The sequence below is a fragment of the Bradyrhizobium sp. LMG 9283 genome (genome assembly GCF_045571415.1).
Lineage (GTDB): Bacteria > Pseudomonadota > Alphaproteobacteria > Rhizobiales > Xanthobacteraceae > Bradyrhizobium.
In genome coordinates this window covers 957,977-975,904 of record NZ_CP120691.1, presented here as the reverse complement: position 1 = coordinate 975,904, position 17,928 = coordinate 957,977, and the positions used below count along the sequence as shown (strand labels likewise).

Annotated in this window: 12 protein-coding genes and 1 pseudogene; 6 read left to right on the top strand and 7 right to left on the bottom strand. The window is 63.0% G+C overall.

Going from position 1 to position 17,928, the window contains the following annotated elements:
• Positions 1-259 precede the first annotated feature (259 nt).
• The 4 genes from hemA (at position 260) to P6U29_RS04500 (ending at position 7,662) form a co-directional block, all read left to right on the top strand.
• Positions 260-1,489, top strand: a complete 1,230-nt coding sequence (hemA, locus tag P6U29_RS04515; protein ID WP_407119599.1) for a 5-aminolevulinate synthase — start codon at positions 260-262, stop codon at positions 1,487-1,489.
• Between the two features lie 187 nt (positions 1,490-1,676).
• Complete coding sequence (locus tag P6U29_RS04510; RefSeq protein WP_407116502.1) at positions 1,677-5,186, top strand: NahK/ErcS family hybrid sensor histidine kinase/response regulator; 3,510 nt, start codon at positions 1,677-1,679, stop codon at positions 5,184-5,186.
• A 139-nt stretch (positions 5,187-5,325) separates the two neighbouring features.
• Positions 5,326-6,162 (top strand): outer membrane protein, encoded by an 837-nt coding sequence (locus P6U29_RS04505; RefSeq protein ID WP_407116501.1) that lies wholly within the window; start codon positions 5,326-5,328, stop codon positions 6,160-6,162.
• Positions 6,163-6,210: 48 nt separating this feature from the next.
• Positions 6,211-7,662, top strand: coding sequence for an AMP-binding protein (locus P6U29_RS04500; RefSeq protein WP_407116500.1), 1,452 nt, complete (start codon positions 6,211-6,213; stop codon positions 7,660-7,662).
• 66 nt (positions 7,663-7,728) lie between these two features.
• On the opposite strand, the gene P6U29_RS04495 is transcribed toward P6U29_RS04500, so the two are convergent.
• From P6U29_RS04495 to P6U29_RS04485, 3 genes are all read right to left on the bottom strand, one after another.
• Positions 7,729-8,289 carry a cytochrome P460 family protein gene (locus tag P6U29_RS04495; protein WP_407116499.1) on the bottom strand — a complete coding sequence of 187 codons (561 nt, stop codon included), beginning with the start codon at positions 8,287-8,289 and terminating at the stop codon, positions 7,729-7,731.
• A gap of 72 nt (positions 8,290-8,361) precedes the next feature.
• Entirely contained in the window at positions 8,362-9,390 is a 1,029-nt protein-coding gene (locus P6U29_RS04490; protein ID WP_407116498.1) for an alpha/beta fold hydrolase, read from the bottom strand.
• 648 nt (positions 9,391-10,038) lie between these two features.
• Positions 10,039-11,139, bottom strand: a complete 1,101-nt coding sequence (locus tag P6U29_RS04485; protein WP_407116497.1) for an IS4 family transposase — start codon at positions 11,137-11,139, stop codon at positions 10,039-10,041.
• 381 nt (positions 11,140-11,520) lie between these two features.
• Between P6U29_RS04485 and P6U29_RS04480 the strand changes: the two genes are divergently transcribed.
• Positions 11,521-12,519, top strand: a complete 999-nt coding sequence (locus P6U29_RS04480; RefSeq protein ID WP_407116496.1) for an IS110 family transposase — start codon at positions 11,521-11,523, stop codon at positions 12,517-12,519.
• Between the two features lie 704 nt (positions 12,520-13,223).
• Here the strand turns inward: P6U29_RS04480 and P6U29_RS04475 are convergent.
• Positions 13,224-13,967: a protein-L-isoaspartate(D-aspartate) O-methyltransferase gene (locus tag P6U29_RS04475; RefSeq protein WP_036017532.1), complete on the bottom strand. Its 744-nt coding sequence runs from the start codon at positions 13,965-13,967 to the stop codon at positions 13,224-13,226.
• Between the two features lie 422 nt (positions 13,968-14,389).
• Positions 14,390-14,812 (bottom strand): hypothetical protein, encoded by a 423-nt coding sequence (locus tag P6U29_RS04470; RefSeq protein WP_407113140.1) that lies wholly within the window; start codon positions 14,810-14,812, stop codon positions 14,390-14,392.
• A gap of 294 nt (positions 14,813-15,106) precedes the next feature.
• Here P6U29_RS04470 and P6U29_RS04465 point away from each other — a divergent pair, with 294 nt between their 5' ends.
• A complete protein-coding gene (locus P6U29_RS04465; RefSeq protein WP_063707793.1) occupies positions 15,107-15,316 on the top strand; it encodes a hypothetical protein in 210 nt (69 codons plus the stop codon).
• Positions 15,317-15,581: 265 nt separating this feature from the next.
• On the opposite strand, the pseudogene P6U29_RS04460 reads toward P6U29_RS04465, so the two are convergent.
• Together P6U29_RS04460 and P6U29_RS04455 are read right to left on the bottom strand one after the other, a co-directional pair.
• Positions 15,582-17,026: pseudogene (locus P6U29_RS04460) on the bottom strand (IS1182 family transposase).
• A gap of 147 nt (positions 17,027-17,173) precedes the next feature.
• Complete coding sequence (locus P6U29_RS04455; protein ID WP_407116495.1) at positions 17,174-17,845, bottom strand: response regulator; 672 nt, start codon at positions 17,843-17,845, stop codon at positions 17,174-17,176.
• Between the last annotated feature and the right edge of the window lie 83 nt (positions 17,846-17,928).

The following is a 17,928-nucleotide window of genomic DNA, read 5'->3' as shown; positions in this document are numbered from 1 at the left end:
CGACCGGCTCGGCAATCATGGACGGGAGCCGCGCCATGGACAAAATGTCCACGGCAGCCCCTGCTCCCCGGGCAACTCCGGTCCGGCCGGTAGGCCCGCGTTAGGCGCTTGATCCACATCAACAATCGCCGCCGGACCGGCGTTATCAATTGGCACGCTCGCCTTGCCTCGAATGTGCGCAGGCGCATGGACAGCGGAGCTGGAAAAGCTCTAAAAATGAATGGCCGCCTTGGGCCAGGTTCCGCAGCAGGTTTTGCCGATGGATTATAGCCAGTTCTTCGATACCGCCCTCGACCGTCTCCACACCGAGCGGCGCTATCGCGTGTTCGCCGACCTCGAACGCACAGCCGGCCGGTTCCCGCACGCGGTCTGGCACTCGCCCAAGGGCAAGCGCGACGTCGTGATCTGGTGCTCCAATGACTATCTCGGCATGGGCCAGCACCCGAAGGTGGTCGGCGCCATGGTCGAGACCGCCACGCGCGTCGGCACCGGCGCCGGCGGCACCCGTAACATTGCCGGCACGCACCATCCGCTGGTCCAGCTCGAAGCCGAGCTCGCCGATCTCCACGGCAAGGAAGCCGCGCTGCTGTTCACCTCGGGCTATGTCTCGAACCAGACCGGCATCCCGACCATCGCAAAACTCATTCCCAACTGCCTGATCCTGTCGGACGAGCTCAACCACAATTCGATGATCGAGGGCATCCGCCAGTCCGGCTGCGAGCGCGTCGTGTTCCGTCACAACGACGTCGCGCATCTCGAAGAGCTGTTGAAAGCGGCCGGTCCCAATCGGCCGAAGCTGATCGTCTGCGAGAGCCTCTATTCCATGGACGGCGATGTCGCGCCGCTCGCCAAGATCTGCGATCTCGCCGAGACGTATGGCGCAATGACCTATGTCGATGAAGTCCACGCCGTCGGCATGTACGGCCCGCGCGGCGGCGGCATCGCCGAGCGTGACGGCGTGATGCATCGCATCGACATTCTCGAGGGCACGCTGGCAAAGGCGTTCGGCTGTCTCGGCGGCTACATCGCGGCCAACGGCCAGATCATCGACGCCGTGCGCTCCTATGCGCCGGGCTTCATCTTCACCACCGCGCTGCCGCCGGCGGTCTGCTCGGCCGCGACCGCCGCGATCAAGCACCTGAAGACGTCGAGCTGGGAGCGCGAGCGCCACCAGGACCGCGCCGCCCGCGTCAAGGCGATCCTCAATGCCGCAGGCCTGCCGGTGATGTCGAGCGACACCCACATCGTGCCGCTGTTCGTCGGCGATCCCGAGAAGTGCAAGCAGGCCTCCGACCTCCTGCTGGAAGAGCACGGGATCTACATCCAGCCGATCAACTATCCGACCGTCGCCAAGGGCACCGAGCGCCTTCGCATCACGCCCTCGCCCTATCACGACGACGGCCTGATCGATCAGCTCGCCGAGGCCCTGCTGCAAGTGTGGGACCGCCTCGGCCTGCCGCTACGTCAGAAGTCGCTGGCGGCGGAGTAGGTCTTCCTACCCTCCCCCTCCAGGGACCCTCCGGGGAAGCGTAAGTGTCCGCTCGCACCTTAACGATCCCCCCAGTTCCCGCCTCCGCCGGGCATTTCGCTGTCGCCTCCACCCATCCAACGCGCTAGATTTACAAGGAAAATGAGATCTGGCGCGGTCCCCGCGCCCAGGGAGACACACGCTTGCCATGCTGCACGACTGGGGCGTGATCGCCGCCGCCTTCGGCTACATCGGCTTCCTGTTCCTGGTGGCGAGCCATGGCGATCGCCGCTCGCCGGCCGGGCGCGGCCGCGCCTCCGGGCTGATCTACCCGCTGTCCCTGGCGATCTACTGCACCTCGTGGACCTTCTTCGGCTCGGTCGGCTTCGCCACCCGCACCTCGACCGACTTCCTGGCGATCTATGTCGGCCCGATCCTGATGATCGGGCTTGGCGCCGGCGTGCTCCGGCGCGTGATCCAGCTCGCCAAAACCCACAACATCACCTCGATCGCCGACTTCATCGGGGCCCGCTACGGCAAGAGCCAGGCGGTGGCGGCGACGGTCGCGCTGATCGCGATCATCGGCTCGGTGCCCTATATCGCGCTCCAGCTCAAGGCGGTGGCCTCCTCGCTCGGCACGATCCTGAGCGAAGACCAGGCCTTCTCCCACATCCCGATCCTCGGCGACATGGCACTGATGGTGACGCTGACGATGGCGGCCTTTGCGGTGCTGTTCGGCACGCGGCAGACCGATGCCACCGAGCACCAGCACGGGCTGATGCTGGCGGTCGCGACCGAATCCATCGTCAAGCTCGTTGCCTTCCTCACCGCCGGGATCTTCGTCACCTTCTGGATGTTCTCGCCGCATGAGTTGATCGAGCGCGCGATGAAGACACCGGAAGCGGTGCGCGCCATCGAATACTCGCCGTCGATCGGCAACTTCCTGACCATGACGCTGCTGTCGCTGTGCGCGATCATGCTGCTGCCGCGCCAATTCCACGTCAGCGTGGTGGAAAATTCGTCGGACGCCGAGGTCAGCCGGGCGCGCTGGCTGTTCCCGCTCTATCTCGTCGCCATCAATGTGTTCGTGATCCCGATTGCGCTTGCCGGGCTCGTGACCTTCCCGTTCGGCGCGGTCGATCCCGACATGTACGTGCTGGCGCTGCCGATGGATGGCGGCGCGGGACTTCTCAGCGTCGCCGTGTTCGTCGGCGGACTGTCGGCGGCGACCGCGATGGTGATCGTCGAATGCGTCGCGCTCTCCATCATGGTCTCGAACGACCTCGTGATGCCCCTGGTGCTGCAACGGCGGCCCGAAGGCCGCACTGGGGCCACCGATTTCGGCGACTTCCTGCTGCGCTCGCGGCGGCTTGCCATCTTCGCCATCATGGTGATGGCCTATTTCTACTATCGCGCGCTCGGCAACGCCCAGCTCGCGGCGATCGGCCTGCTCTCCTTTGCCGCCATCGCCCAGCTCGCCCCCAGTTTCTTCGGCGGCCTGTTGTGGCGGCGCGCCACCGCGCGCGGCGCCATCGGCGGCATGCTGGTCGGCTTCGCGGTGTGGTTCTACACGCTGTTCATCCCGAGCTTCATGGATACCTCCACCGCGGGCATCCTGCTGCTCCAGCATGGCCCGTTCGGGATCGAGGCGCTGCGGCCGCAGGCGCTGTTCGGCGCTGACCTGTCGCCCCTGATGCATGGCGTGGTCTGGTCGCTCTCGCTCAACATTCTCACTTATGTGCTGCTGTCGCTGGCGCGACGGCCGTCCTCGATCGAACTGGTGCAGGCCGACCTGTTCGTGCCCAACACGCTGGCGCCGATCACGCCGAGCTTTCGTCGCTGGCGCACCACCGTCACGGTCCAGGACATCCAGACCACGGTGGCGCAGTATCTCGGCCCCGATCGCGCGCGGCAATCGTTCGAGGCCTTCTCGGCCCACCGCAATGTGCGCCTGGAAGCCGGAGCACCCGCCGATTTCGAGCTGCTCCAGCATGCGGAACACCTGATCGCCTCGTCGATCGGCGCCGCGTCCTCGCGCCTCGTGATGTCGCTGCTCTTGCGCAAGCGGACGGTGTCCGCCAAGGCCGCGCTGAAACTGCTCGACGATTCCCATGCGGCGCTGCATTTCAACCGCGAGATCCTCCAGACCGCACTCAACCATGTGCGCCAGGGCATCGCGGTATTCGACGCCGATCTGCAACTGATCTGCTCCAACCGGCAGTTCGGCGATCTCCTCAACGTGCCCCCGCATTTCATCCAGTTCGGCACCCCGCTGCGCGAGATCCTGGAATTCATGGGTGTGAGCGATCCGGCCGATGAGAGTGGTCGCGAGGCGATGATCGAGCAGCGGCTCGTGGCCTACACCACCGACAGCGAGCCTTATCTCGAACGCCTGCCGGAACGCCACATGGTGATCGAAGTGCTCACCAACCGGATGCCCGGCGGCGGCTTCGTCATCACCTTCACCGATGTCACGCCCACCTTCGAAGCCGCGGAAGCGCTGGAGCGCGCCAATGCGACGCTGGAAAAACGCGTGCGCGACCGCACCGAGGAGCTGACGCGGCTGAACTCCGAGCTGGCCCTGGCCAAGAGCGCGGCGGAAGACGCCAGCATCTCCAAGACGCGCTTCCTCGCCGCTGCCAGCCACGACATCCTCCAGCCGCTGAACGCGGCGCGGCTCTATGTCACGAGCCTGGTCGAGCGCCAGCACAATGGCGAAGAGACGCGGCTGGTCGAGAACATCGACGAATCGCTGCAAGCCATCGAGGAAATCCTCGGTGCGCTGCTCGACATCTCCAGGCTCGATGCCGGCGCGATGACGACCTCGATCTCGAGCTTCAAGATGGCCGATCTGATGCGCTCGCTGGAGATCGAGTTCGCGCCGATCGCGCGCGCCAAGGGCCTGGAGCTCGCCTTCGTGCCCTGCTCGCTCCCGGTCAAGTCGGACCGCCTCCTGCTGCGGCGGCTGCTCCAGAACCTGATCTCGAACGCGATCAAGTACACCCCGCGCGGGCGCGTGCTGGTCGGCTGCCGCCGCCGCGGCGCCTCGCTCAAGATCTGCGTCTACGATACCGGCGTCGGCATTCCCGCGGTCAAGCGCGGCGAGATCTTCAAGGAATTCCACCGGCTCGAGCAGGGGGCGCGGATCGCGCGCGGGCTCGGTCTCGGTCTTTCGATCGTCGAGCGGCTGGCGCGCGTGCTCAAGCACGGCATCGCCATCGACGGCAATAAAAGCGGCGGCTCGGTGTTCTCGGTGACCGTGCCGACGGCGAAGGCGATCACCCACACCGCCGCCGTGACCAGCGCGACCCCGCTGGCGCGCACGCCGATCTCGGGCGCCCTGATCGTCTGCATCGAGAACGATGCGGCGATCCTCGACGGCATGCGCACGCTGCTGAAGGCCTGGGACGCCGAGGTGATCGCGGTCGCCGATCCGGAAGGGGCGATCGCCGCGATCGAAGCGGCCGGGAGGCGTGTCACTGGGCTCTTGGTCGATTATCACCTCGATCGCGGCAACGGCATCGCCGCCATCCGCGATATCCGCCGCCGCTTCGGCGACACCATCCCCGCGATCCTGATCACCGCCGATCGCAGCCCCGCCGTGCAGGTCGCCGCGCGGGACGAGAAGATCGCGGTGCTCAACAAGCCGGTGAAGCCGGCGTCGCTCCGCGCCCTGCTGGGCCAGTGGCGCACGCAGCAGATGGTGGCGGCGGAATAGGTGCGTGTGGCCCGAAGGGCACGCATGCCAATAATCAGCGGCTCCCCGACTCGAGTTCCCGCGCCGGAACTATCCAAATAGCACCTTTTGCCTTATCCGTTTTGGGCGAGTTCCAATCGGGCGGGGGCCGTACGGCCGCATGGCAAGGAAAACGATCATCGATCACTGGATGTCCGGCGCAGCCGTTTTGCCGGTCGTTCTTGCCAGTCCCGCATTGGCGGCCTCTCCGACCCCCCTCTACAACTGGACCGGGTCTTACGTCGGAGCGAACATGGGTGGCGCGTGGGGCCAGTTCGGCTCCAGCACGGTGTCCGATTGCAGCGGTCCGGCACCCGGGGCTCTCTTTACTTACTTCTGCAGCCCGTTTTTCCCGGGCGACGCGGCAGCCGTGAATGCGGCCGGAAGCGGCTCCTTCAACGCAGCCGGCTTCACCGGCGGAATTCAGGCCGGCTACAATTGGCAGGTCTCGGACGTCGTGCTCGGGCTCGAGAGCGATTTCGGCGCATTTCGTTTGCAGGGATCAAGGCGGGGATCCGGTACACTTGACCAAAGCTGGGGCGTCCCCTTCACGGTCATCACGTGGGCGAACACCGATTGGCTCTTCACGTTTCGGGGCCGGATCGGCGCCACCATACGGCCGGACCTGCTCGTCTATGTCACCGGTGGGTTGGCCGTAACGCGCCTCTACACGGGCACCAGCTACGCCGACAACAATGGCATCTCCTTTCCGCCAGGCGTCACCGGCAGTTGGGGCGGGTCCGCCATCAAGACCGGCTACGCCATCGGTGCCGGCACGGAATACGCCCTGTCCAACGTCTGGTCGGTCAAAGTCGAGTATCTTTATCTCAACTTCGGCGGCAGCCTGCTCAACAGCGGCATCATCGCGGACTCGAGTGGCGCTTATGGCCAGGCCCTCAGCACCAGGGTCGATCTGACCGCCCAGCTGGCCCGCATCGGCATCAATCGCAAGTTCTAGGCTTGCGGCAGTCAGGCCAAGGCCTGACACGACCAGGGCGCCCAAGCGATGCACGATTGGTTCGACCACATCCTCTACGCGACACGCGCGCAGCCGGAAGCCTCCGCCATGCTGATGGAGGACCGGGTCATCACCTATGGAATGCTCGGGGAGGCGATCACGTCCTGCGCGCACCGGATCGCTGCACTCGATCTCGCCCCGGATTCGCTGGTTGCGGTCTGCATCGAAAATCCCATCCGCCACATGACCGTCAGTCTTGCGCTATTCCGTGTCGGTGTCCGTGCGATCTCGATCGACCGCGGGCACAGCAGAGCAGGTTTGCAGCCTGCCGTCGTACTGGGCGACGAACTCGCGGCCTCCGCATTCGCCTCCGGCGCTGGGTTCATCGAGGTGACGGAGGGCTGGTTCGCGCTGGATCCGTCAGCGTCCCTCGATCCGCTGCCACCTCAATTCTCTGGCGAGGCCCGGATCAGCCGTCATAGCCTCACCTCGGGTTCGACCGGCATTCCGAAAATGCTCCATCACAGCGTTGGTGCGCTCGGCCGCTCGATCTGCTCGACAGTCGGGTTCTCGAATTGCGGTCTGGTGCTGTGCATGCCGGGCCTGAGTTCGGTATTCGGCTTCAGGATTGCCTGCGGCGCGCTTGCGAGCCGCAAGACGCTCTGCTTCGCCACCTCGCCCTATCAGGCGATCCGCATGATCGAACTGTTCGGCATCGACATGCTCTACACCGCGACCGAGCAACTGGTCGCATTGGCTCGCGTGGCTCGGAAGACGGGCGCGCATCTGCGAAGCCTGCGTACAACCGTGGTCGCCGGCGGAATCCCGACGCGCGCCCTGCTGGAAGCCGCGGCGATCCACCTCTGCAAGAACATCGTCTGCCGCTACGGCACCTCGGAACTCGGCGTGCTCGCCGAGGCCTCTGCCAGCAACGTGCTGCACAAGCCCGGACTCATCGGCTTCGTCTTGCCGGGATTCGAGATGGCCGCGTTCCGCGAGGATGGGCAGCCCTGTGCGCCCGGCGAGATGGGAATCGTCAAGGCACGCGTGAAGCCGAGTCCGGACCGGGGCGAGGATGACTGGACCGATCACGGCGACGTCGGCTGGATCAGCGCCGAGGGCGAGGTCTTCGTGGTCGGGCGCACCTCGGACATCAGCCCGGCCGATTTTGTGACGGCAGCGGCGCGAGAGGTCTCGCCCGTCTACGAGATCGAGCACCTGCTGCGATTGGAGTGGGATGCCGACGATGCGGCTGCGGTCCTCATCGAGCCCGAAAGTACAAACGCGGATCCGGACATCTTAATAGCAACGGTCGGCTGCGCAGACGCCAATGCCGATGCACTTCAAGATATTCTTCGCCGGCGTGGCATCGCCGGAAGGGTCCGGTTGCAGCCTGTACCGGCCATCCCCAGAGGCGCGGCTGGAAAGGTCCAGCGTGCGCAGCTGAAATCGATGTTGCGAGACTCCGGCGGACAGGGCTCGGAACAACGCGCCTCCTGATCGAAACGATTTCCCCCGGCGACGACCACGCTCCCCTCCGTGCCCTGATTCACAATCAGCCGGCGATCAAGGCGCCAGCCGGGTGAAGACGTAATCGTGCCCCTTGGCGCGGGTGTCGTGGCAGGCAAAACACGTGCGATGCTGGGCCTCATCGACCGGCTTGCCGTTGATGAAGCGGCCGAAGCCCCAGCCGCCGGTCGCTGCATATTTCCTGGAATCCTTGACCATCACCTGGACCGTGGTGGCGGCGCCGGGGATCGTCGCGGACGCAAACTCCGGCGACTGTTTCCGCTTCCAGGCGCGCTTGACCAGAATGGTCCCGTTGGGGAACGGGAGCTTGCCGGCTCGATACGCGTCGATTGCGGTCTGGTTTCCGACGACAGCGCGAAGCTCGTCGAGCGGCGCGGCCTCTTCGGCCGGTGCGATCAGTTCCCACTGCTTATAGCCGGGCGGAATCGTGACGCCGAAGATCGGCGAGGCGTCCGCCGCGTTTTGCGCAAGCCCCTCAGCAAGAGCGATCGAGATCAGATATGGCACGCAAGTCAGGAGAACGACCAGAAGGAGCACGGCCAAGGTAATAGCCGTGGCATAGGAGTGCTTTTTCGTTTTGGATTCGATGGGCGTCATGATGTTTCATCAAGCTGGGATCAACGGGTGATCCTCGGTCCAGCAAGGCTGGACCGAGGTGTTGACAAAGGCTCAGGCGCTGTCGGCGTCGATGACGGCCTTGGCAAAGGCTTGTGGCGCTTCCTGCGGCAAGTTGTGGCCGATGCCGCCGGTAATCAGGCGAAACTCGTATCGGCCTGAGAACTTCTTGGCATAGGCGCTCGGCTCGGGATGCGGCGCGCCGTTGGCGTCGCCTTCCATCGTGATCGTCGGCACCGCGATCTGCGGAGCTGCGGCCAGCTTCTTTTCGAGCTGCTCGTATTTCGCCTCGTCCTGGGCGAGCCCGAGCCGCCAGCGGTAATTGTGGATCGTGATCGCGACATGATCCCTGTTGTCGAGCGCCGCCGCACTCCGGTTGAAGGTGGCGTCGTCGAACTTCCACTGCGGGGAAGCGAGCTTCCAGATCAGCTTGGCGAAATCGTGCGTGTACTTCTCGTATCCGGCGCGGCCGCGCTCGGTCGCGAAGTAGAACTGGTACCACCATTGCAGCTCCGCCTGCGGCGGCAACGGCGCGTTGCCCGCAGCCTGGCTGGAGATCAGATAGCCGCTGACCGATACCAACGCGCGGCAACGGTCCGGCCACAGCGCGGCGATGATATCGGCAGTGCGCGCACCCCAGTCGAAGCCGGCGACGACGGCCTTCTTGATATCGAGCTTGTCCATCAGCGCGATGATATCGGCGGCCATCGCCGCAGGCTCGCCGTTGCGCGGCGTCTCGCTGGAGAGGAAGTGCGTCGTGCCGTAGCCGCGCAGGTAAGGAATGATCACGTGATAGCCGGCCTGCGCCAGGATCGGCGCGACATCGACGAAGGCGTGGATGTCATAGGGCCAGCCGTGCAGCAGGATCGCCACGGGACCGTCCGACGGGCCGGCCTCCGCATAGCCGACATTGAGGACACCGGCCTCGATCTGCTTGATCGCGCCGAAGGACGCATTCGCTGCTGACGGTCGCTGCGCCGCTGTTTCGGCGCGCGCGAGGTCGATCGCGCCGAGGCCGACGGCGGCGGTCCCGGCTGCGATGCCGAGGAAGCGGCGGCGATGCTGGTCGATAATCTGTTTCATCTTTTGGGTGCCTTGTTGATGAGCGTCCGAGTTGTCAGATCGATCGACACTGGCGTGGCTCGATTGGGCTCTTCTTGTCGTCGCGCAACTGCCTATCAGCGCCTACCGTGAAAGGCTCGTTTGGACTTGTGAGAAGTTGTGAGGCCGGCATAGAACCCGTTTGCAAGGATCTGAAAGCATGGCCTGCTTAGGTCTTTGGGAAACCACGTCAACGCACGCCGCTGTGAGATTGCTGGGCCGCGGCTGCCAGGAACTCGTCATTGCGAGCGCAGCGAAAGCAATCCAGAATCCCGACGCGGAAAGACTCTGGATTGCTTCGCTGCGCTCGCAATGACGAGCAAGGGTAGACATTTCGATCCTCCCATGGACATTGCGACTTGCAGACATGCCTTCGCCCTCTCGCGACGTGCTCCGCCCGAGGCTTGCTTTCGCGTCACGCCCCCGTAAAGAAAAGGGCGCAGGGAAGGCCGCATAGGCGTTAAGGTAGCGCGAGCATCGATTGATACGGACGTTTTCGAGGAGGCTCGCGCAGGTGCCGCCCAAGCGCTCGCTTTCTGCGGCGGAAGCAACGGATGGTTGGTTGTGGAATGATCGCTTGTAGCAAGGATGCAACGAGTTGTTGCAAAACACGCCAAGCGCCGGGTGCCGTCAGGCGGCCTGCATCCAGCGGGGAGAGTCCTCGAAGTCGCGGGCAAGCGGCTCGAGCAGCAGGATGATCAAGAGGTGTGCCAGCAAGTAGGGCTTGGCGGAGCGCGGATCGGTTCCAGGTGGCGTCTTGAGACCAATCAGACTCTTCAGTCGCTTGAAGCCAAGTTCGATGCGCCATCGCAGTCGATAGAGCGCGAGTACATCCTTGGTGGAGAACTCGTCCCGTGCGAGCGACGTGACCAGAATGACCCAATCCGCGGCTTCCAGAGTTTCTTTGGAGATGACGCGGTTTTCGTCTTGTGCGTCGCGCCGGGCTTTACGACGCGAAGCCGCGACTGCACCGGCGGGCTTCTTGACTGCGACCAGACGCATAGCCAGAGGCGCACCGTCCTTGCGTTTGATCCAAATCCTCCGATCGATCAGTCCGTGCGCCTTCGCCGCACGCAATTGGGCCATCAGATCGAACGGAAGGCCTTTGCCATCAAGCCAACGTGCGTTCTTCCAGCCCGCTCGGATCAAAACGTCTGCCCCGGCGTCGCGGACAGCGGCGATGCGGTCAGGTTGCAGATAAGCGCGGTCAGCAATGCGGATCTCGTTCTTGACCACCGGTATCCGGTCAAACGTTTCGCCCTCTTGCTGATCTGTCAGCTCGAAGTGACCAAAGCGCTCATATGGCAGATCGAATGCACTATGAACGCGCCAAAGCTCACTGTTCCTGCGCGCAGCCGGTCCTGCCTGAGGCACTGTCGTCGCATCGATAATGCGGATCAGGCGGCCTCGGCTCGCCTTCGGGGCTGCCGCAGCCAGCAAGCCCTCCACCAGCACTGCAAACCAATCGCCACATTGACGCAGGCGATAGAACAACGCCACGCTGCTGAGGTCGGCAAGGCCAACAGAAGCGGCCCATGCGGCTGTCGATCTCAACCCTCTTTCACCCAGACAATAGGCCAGCATCAGCCGAAGTAACGACACCGCATCTGGAATTTGGCGCCGCCGCACGAAAGCCTTCGTCTGGCGCGCACTTATTTCAAGCTGCGCAGCCCCGCCGAGCTGCGCAACCACTCTCGTCCAGTCCTCGTTCAGAAGCGATTCGTCTGCCATCCCGCCTTGGAATCACGTGTGATTCCAACACTCAAGAATAAACTTAACGCCTATGGGGAAGGCCGGGTGCTGACCTAGCACCCACGGTCCGCTGCGCGAAATGCACACGCCGGAAGAACCGCACAGCAGCATACAGGTGAAGCCGAACACACGGCCTTCCCTGCGCAGTGGTTGGACGGCTTATGCCGCGCTCTTGTGTCTGCAAATTGTGCCAAAAAACGCCAACGGGCGGTTCTGACCAACCGCCCGTCGCTGGATCTGAGCCCGACCGTGCTCAAAGGCCTTGAGAGCCTGTCCGGGAGCGTGGGACAGATCCGGTGTCTTCCTCAACCCGAACAGTTGCATGGGCTTCGAGCCCGAACCGAGCAAGGAAGGGAGTGGATGATGGCACAAAACGGTGGCGTTGTCGTCGGGATCGATGTGGCCAAGGACAAGGTGGATGCATGCATCCGCGCGGTGTCGCAACGGCAGACGTTTCCTAGCACTGCAGAAGGACGGCGCGATCTGATCCGCTGGCTGCGCAAATACAAGGTTGCCAAGGCGGTCATGGAGGCATCCGGCGGTTACGAGCGAGAGTGGGCTAAGGCGCTGCGTCAGGCCGACATCGAAGCCCGGATCGTCGACCCCAAGCGCGTGCGTGATTTCGCTCGATCAGCCGGACAACTCGCCAAGAACGATGCAATCGATGCGGAGATGATCGCCTGGTTTGCCGAGACCTTCACCGATGCTCCAGATCAGGCCCATGACACGGCCCGCGAGAATCTGGTGCAGGTCGTAAAAGCGCGCCAGAGCCTGCTCGATCTGCAGACGAGCCTGAAAAATAGGGGCGAGCATGCCGCCCCCAAAATCGTCCAGCAGATGCAGGCTCGGTTGTTAAAGCAGATCGCAGACGAAGTTGCCAAGCTCGAGGTTGCGATCGCCGCAATGATCAAGGCCGCGCCACATTTGGCCGAACTTGCCGAGATCATCGAGAGCGTGCCAGGGCTCGGCAAGATCACATCCGCCGGTCTGGTCGCCGCGATGCCGGAACTTGGCCAGGTGAGCAACAGGATCGCCGCTGCGCTGTTGGGAGCAGCTCCTTACGATGACGACAGCGGGAAGCGACGCGGTGATCGCCATGTAAAAGGTGGACGCCGAAAGGTTCGCAATCTCTTCTACATGGCTTGCCTCGGCGCTGCGACGCGGCACAACCCTGTGATCATGGCCTTCTATGATCGTCTGATCGCTAAAGGGAAGGAGCCGAAGGTTGCGCTGACCGCCTGCATGCGCAAGCTCATCGGCATTCTCAACACCATGATCGCCCGGCGCCAGAAATGGGATGCTCGCCGCTACGAACTGAGCGAACCCGCTCGGCCTCAGCCGAGCGCATGCACCGCCTGAAGACCGGTGAGCGGGCGGGGTCAAGGCCGTCAGCCGCCGAAGGCGGGGGCGCACAGCGCCAGCCTTGAGCCCGCTCGATCACCGGTCTACTTCAACACAGTTGCTCCCGGGAGCCGAGTTCCTTCTGGCCTCCCTCGTCCCACGGAATTCGCCGACACTGCGCCGGTTGACGCCAGTGCCGCCTCCGCAAGACTTGGCCGTAGCAACGACGGCCAGGACCACACGGTTTTGCCGTACGCAGCAGCGCCGTTCGTACAACGCGGCTTGCGAAACGCTCACGGGGTTCGGCTCAATCCATCACCCCGCCCTGCGTCTCACATCCGCGACGGCGCCATGCGTCCACCGCAGCCCGATCCGCGCTTCGTGACGACGTACGACCGCCCCTTTTCGCTGGATCGGGATCGGGGGCATATACGACAAATCCGAATTTCGGTAAAGCGGAATATTTTGCTGCAGACTGATTGACCCAGCCGTTGCTGTTTTGCCCGGCGGGCACCCCAAGGATTTGGGGTGTCCAGGGCGCATCTCAAAAGATCGACTCTTGAACAACGCGCGCGATGTCCGCTTGCCTGCCAACAGCGGCGCAAAAGCGGCTATCGTCGGACTTCCACTTGGCTGATGGGCCAATTGCGGCCGCTCCAAACGTGCATTCGCACCAGCCACCGAGACAAATTCCGGCTCAGCAAGAACGGGACGTTTGCGAGCTAGTTTTGCGAACGCGTAAAGGGGACAAAGCGCACGAGGGCGACGGCGCGCGTCGTCGTCTTGTCGGGGGCGATTTTTTCGACGACCGTGAGCTGCTGAGTGGTGTAACCGGGTCCCACCGGCATAACGAGCCGGCCACCTACTTTAAGCTGTTCAATCAGGGGCGGCGGTGGCTGCCCGAGCGCGGCAGTCACGACGATGGCGTCAAAAGGACCGCATTCGGGCCAGCCATCGTATCCGTCGCCAAGCTTGACGCTCACGTTGTCATACGCGAGGTCTCTTAATGTTTTCGCGGCGGTCTCGGCCAATTGCGGGATGATCTCGATGGTGCAGACCTTTCGCGCCAGGTGCGCAAGGACGGCGGCCTGATATCCCGAACCCGTCCCCACTTCCAGCACAACGTGATCGGGCGCGACCTCGACCAATTGGGTCATCAAGGCCACGATGTACGGCTGCGATATGGTCTGCCCGAGACCGATCGGCATCGGTCTGTCCGCGTATGCGATGGAGCAAGGTTGCCCGGGGATGAAAAGATGGCGTTTCGTTTGCTCCATGGCCTCAAGAACACTCTCCGACAGGCCTTGTTGTCCCAACGCACTGGCGGCGGATCGGGCGTATGCCCGGATGGTTTCGACCATGGCGACGCGCTCGCGGACGCATTGCGCGTCCTTTGGTGCGTCCTGAGCGATCGCTTCCTGGGCCACGACAACCATGGCAAACACGAGCAGCAGCAAGGCCTTCATCGTGCGCTCTCCGAAAAACAATGGGTTCACGTCGACGGCTCGAGCGCAATGAGCCGATTCGACGCACACCTCAGCGAAACACGGCGTCCGACGAACGACGCAGTGCGTCATGGGTCCTCCAGCGGTCACGATCCATCACTGCATCTGGCAGGGCACGCATTGCCGACCAAAATGCTCTCAAGCGGGATTCCTCACCTAACGTGGCGCACAGGCAACTTGCGGGCCGTGCAACTGCTTCTGGGGCACACCATCGAGAGCACTGTTCGATATCTGGGAATTGAGGTAGACGACGCGGTCGCAAAAGCAGAACAAGTCGACGTCTGAACCTGGTGGGCAGAGCAGACATGCCCTGCCCATCCATTTTGGGCGGCTTGGGCCATGAGCCGACATCGCTCCAATCAAGCGGCGATACTTGTCATTCCTTAGCGGCCGTAGGGGAAGCAGCGGTTGCGATCGAGTGTGAGACCGAAATGCGCTCCCAGTGCAGCGATGGCCGCGTCCTGCTGAGGATAAGGATCGGCATTGGATGCGGCAACGATGATGATCCGGAACCCGGCGCGGTCCTTGCCGCCCGGTGGCAGCATCGCTGTAGTCAGTGCATTGCCCTCCCTGTCGCGCAGCGTGAGGAAAAGCGGCATCTCTCGCTGTACATGGGCCTCGAGGCCGATGTCGCGCTCGATCGCGTTGGGCCGCTCCGGACGCCAGGACTGGACTGCCTTCTCCCGCTCGCGGCGGAAATATTTCTCAACTGTGTGGCCCATCAGGCGCGACTCATGCACCGCTTCACCTTCCGTCTCGATACGGAACCACGTTTTGCCCTTCGGCGCGTCGCAAACATACTGCATTTCGCCCGTCCTGCGATCGCCGCAATTCTAGGGCGGCGGGCCTGCAAAGCCAATATGAGACTCGCTCCCGTGTATAGGCGGACACCAAGTTGGGGTGTACCAAGCCGTACCAATCTTGGTTTGGGCACCTAATCATCGGTTGGTTCAGGTTTAGCCTGCGCAGGATACGGCCTTTGAGAAGGAACCAAAATTGTTCTTGTAAGAGGGCTAAGGGTTCTTGATTGGACGTTGAACTTCCAGTGAGCCCAAGCAAAACTAGGTCTACCGGAATAATCCTCTTGAAGGAGCGTCCCGATGCCTGACGTAAGGGAAAAGCAACGCGAAGCCCGCCGGAAGATCATTCGCCAATGGGCGAAGCTTCCGAAGGATAAACGGCAGTCTATGGAGGGGATTTCTGAATTCGCCAGGACCGCCGCTCAGCAGAACGAGAACGCATTCGTCCGCAGTCGTCGCGATCCGTATCAGAAGATCATGGGATGGCTATTGCCGCGTGCTCATCTCTGAACGACTGAGTCCTCTGCACATCCTTCGAAGGCGACACCGGGTTCTTCAGCTTGACCCCATGTGGCGAACGGCCCGCGTGATTTAGGGAGCAAACCACGCACCTTGTTTCCGTTTAGGGTCTTGGTTGTGTGCAAACAAATAGGTCGGCACGCGGCCGTGGTCGCCAATCAAGCAGGCGGCCGATGTTCTCGCGTCGGATCGTCCAATGACCGGCCAAAGTAGGTATCGCGACGCGGTATTGCGCTTTTGGACGCACTTTCGAGCTTCAGGCGGCGCGGATGGCTGCAATCAGGCTTGGTTTGCCGACGATGTTCATCACCCGTGTGAGGTTATAGGCGAGAACATGCAGCGCCATCTCAGCGGCGACATTCCGTAGGCGCTTCATCAGGAAGTGGGTCGCACCCATACGGGCTTTGATCGTGCCGAAGGGATGCTCGACCGTCTCACGTCGCGTCCGCATGGCGTCGGGATTGGAATCGAGCCGTCTCTGGACCTCCTCGACAACATGCTCATGCTGCCAGCGCGTGATCCGGCGCTCCTTGGACGGCGTACATTGGCTCTTGATCGCACAGCCTTGGCATGTCGCCGTCGACCAGTAACGGCGCAGCGCCATTCCATGCTCAATGTTGGTGAAGTGATACGGCAGCAGCTGGCCGGATGGGCAGCGGTAGACATCCTCATCAGGCAGGTAGGCGAAGTCCTGTTTGCCGAACCGGCCCTCCGCCTTGGCGTTCGACGTCATGGGCTTGGGCAAGGTGACGGCAACACCAGCCTCTTCGCAGGCCAATATCTCCTCTCCGTCGAAGTAACCACGGTCGGCGACCGCCTCGAGTTTGTCCATTTCGAGCACTTCTTTGGCTTGCTTCGACATCCGAGCAAGCTGCCCACGGTCGTTGCCGACGTTTATGACCTCGTGCGTAACAATCAGATGATGTTCAGTGTCGACCGCGACCTGGACATTGTAGCCGACGACACCCGATCCGCGTCCGCTGGTGGCCATCGAACGAGCATCCGGATCGGTGAGCGATATCTGTTGATCCGGCGTGTTGCGCATCTGCGCATCAAGCACTTCCAGCCGGCTCATCTCCTGTTTCAACCGAGCAATCTTTTCCTTGATCCTCGTCGCTTGATGCTGATTGCTTCCGATGGCTCCTGCCGATCGGCACTATCGAGTTGACGCAGATATCGGCCGACGCTTTCCTCGATCTGCGCCATCCGCCTCGCCATCTTGGCATGCGTGAAGTTGCGGTCGCGGTTGTTCACCGCCTTGAACTTGCTGCCGTCGATTGCGACGCTTGGGGTCTGCAACAGGCCCATTTGCCGGCATAGTGTAATGAACTTCGCACAAACCTTGCGAATCGCCGCACCGTTATCCTTCCGGAAATCGGCGATCGTCTTGTGATCGGGAGCCAGGCGCCCGATCAGCCACATCACCTCGATATTGCGGCACGCCTCACGTTCCAGGCGGCGACTGGACTGCACCCGATTGAGATAACCGTAAATGTAAAGCTTCAGAAGGACTGCCGGATGATAGGAGGGCCGGCCCGTCTCCTTGGCGATCGCACGCTCAAACCCCAGTCCATGCAGGTCGAGTGCCTCGACGAACACGTCGATCACATGGACCGCGTTGTCCTCGCTTACCCAATCCTCCAGGCATTCCGGCAAGAGCGTCAGCTGGGATCTGTCCGCGCCTTCAACGAAGCGTCCCATCCGTATCCCCCATCAGGAAACGGGGGAATCGTAGCTGACTCGTGGCTTTTCACACAGCCAGGGTCACAACCCGGCGAAGCCTGAACGAGCCGAATGATTCCGCTTCGCCCTCAAGACCGGACATCCGCGATTTAGCGAGCAAACGCCTCACCCCGTCGGCGTGCCCTGCCTCCACTGGCCGCCGGCGATCTTGGCGGCGGCAATCACCGCCTGCGTCCGGCTCTCGACGCCGAGCTTCTGCAGGATCGCCGAGACATGGGCCTTGATGGTGGCCTCGGAGACGCCGAGCTCGTAGGCGATCTGCTTGTTGAGCAGGCCTTCCGACAGCATCATCAGGACGCGGACCTGCTGCGGCGTCAGCGTCACCAGGCGGTCGCGCAGGCGCGTCATGTCGGGGTCCGCCGCGGCCGACAGATCGGTGTCGGCGGGAACCCAGACGTCGCCTTCCATCACCTTGAGGATGGCGTCGCGCAAGGTCTCGACCCCGAACCGCTTGGGGATGAAGCCGGACGCGCCGAAATCGAGCGAGCGGCGGATGGTGGCGCTGTCGTCGGAGGCGGAGACGATCACGACCGGAATCGCCGGATATTGCGCGCGCAGATAGATCAGGCCGGAGAAGCCGGAGATCCCAGGCATCGAGAGGTCGAGCAGAATCAGGTCGACCTCGGAGGTCTGTTCCAGGAGCTTGGTCAGGTCCTCGAAGGATCCGGCCTCGTCGATCCTGGCCGCCGGCAGAACGCCCGCCACCGCCTGTCGCAGCGCATCGCGGAACAAGGGATGGTCATCGGCGATGACGAGATGGGTCGAGGGAGCGTTCATCGTTCTCTTGCTGTCGTTCGCGCCGGGCCCGCGAACAGATCCCGGGATACGTCAATTCTTCCCCCGACCGGCTGTGGCATGCA

What these genes read in the sequence shown, in the direction of transcription:
- hemA (WP_407119599.1), top strand. Translation starts at nt 260, where the DNA reads ATGGATTATAGCCAGTTCTTCGATACCGCCCTCGACCGTCTCCACACC.
- P6U29_RS04510 (WP_407116502.1), top strand. Translation starts at nt 1,677, where the DNA reads ATGCTGCACGACTGGGGCGTGATCGCCGCCGCCTTCGGCTACATCGGC.
- P6U29_RS04505 (WP_407116501.1), top strand. Translation starts at nt 5,326, where the DNA reads ATGGCAAGGAAAACGATCATCGATCACTGGATGTCCGGCGCAGCCGTT.
- P6U29_RS04500 (WP_407116500.1), top strand. Translation starts at nt 6,211, where the DNA reads ATGCACGATTGGTTCGACCACATCCTCTACGCGACACGCGCGCAGCCG.
- P6U29_RS04495 (WP_407116499.1), bottom strand. Translation starts at nt 8,289, where the DNA reads ATGACGCCCATCGAATCCAAAACGAAAAAGCACTCCTATGCCACGGCT.
- P6U29_RS04490 (WP_407116498.1), bottom strand. Translation starts at nt 9,390, where the DNA reads ATGAAACAGATTATCGACCAGCATCGCCGCCGCTTCCTCGGCATCGCA.
- P6U29_RS04485 (WP_407116497.1), bottom strand. Translation starts at nt 11,139, where the DNA reads ATGGCAGACGAATCGCTTCTGAACGAGGACTGGACGAGAGTGGTTGCG.
- P6U29_RS04480 (WP_407116496.1), top strand. Translation starts at nt 11,521, where the DNA reads ATGATGGCACAAAACGGTGGCGTTGTCGTCGGGATCGATGTGGCCAAG.
- P6U29_RS04475 (WP_036017532.1), bottom strand. Translation starts at nt 13,967, where the DNA reads ATGAAGGCCTTGCTGCTGCTCGTGTTTGCCATGGTTGTCGTGGCCCAG.
- P6U29_RS04470 (WP_407113140.1), bottom strand. Translation starts at nt 14,812, where the DNA reads ATGCAGTATGTTTGCGACGCGCCGAAGGGCAAAACGTGGTTCCGTATC.
- P6U29_RS04465 (WP_063707793.1), top strand. Translation starts at nt 15,107, where the DNA reads ATGCCTGACGTAAGGGAAAAGCAACGCGAAGCCCGCCGGAAGATCATT.
- P6U29_RS04455 (WP_407116495.1), bottom strand. Translation starts at nt 17,845, where the DNA reads ATGAACGCTCCCTCGACCCATCTCGTCATCGCCGATGACCATCCCTTG.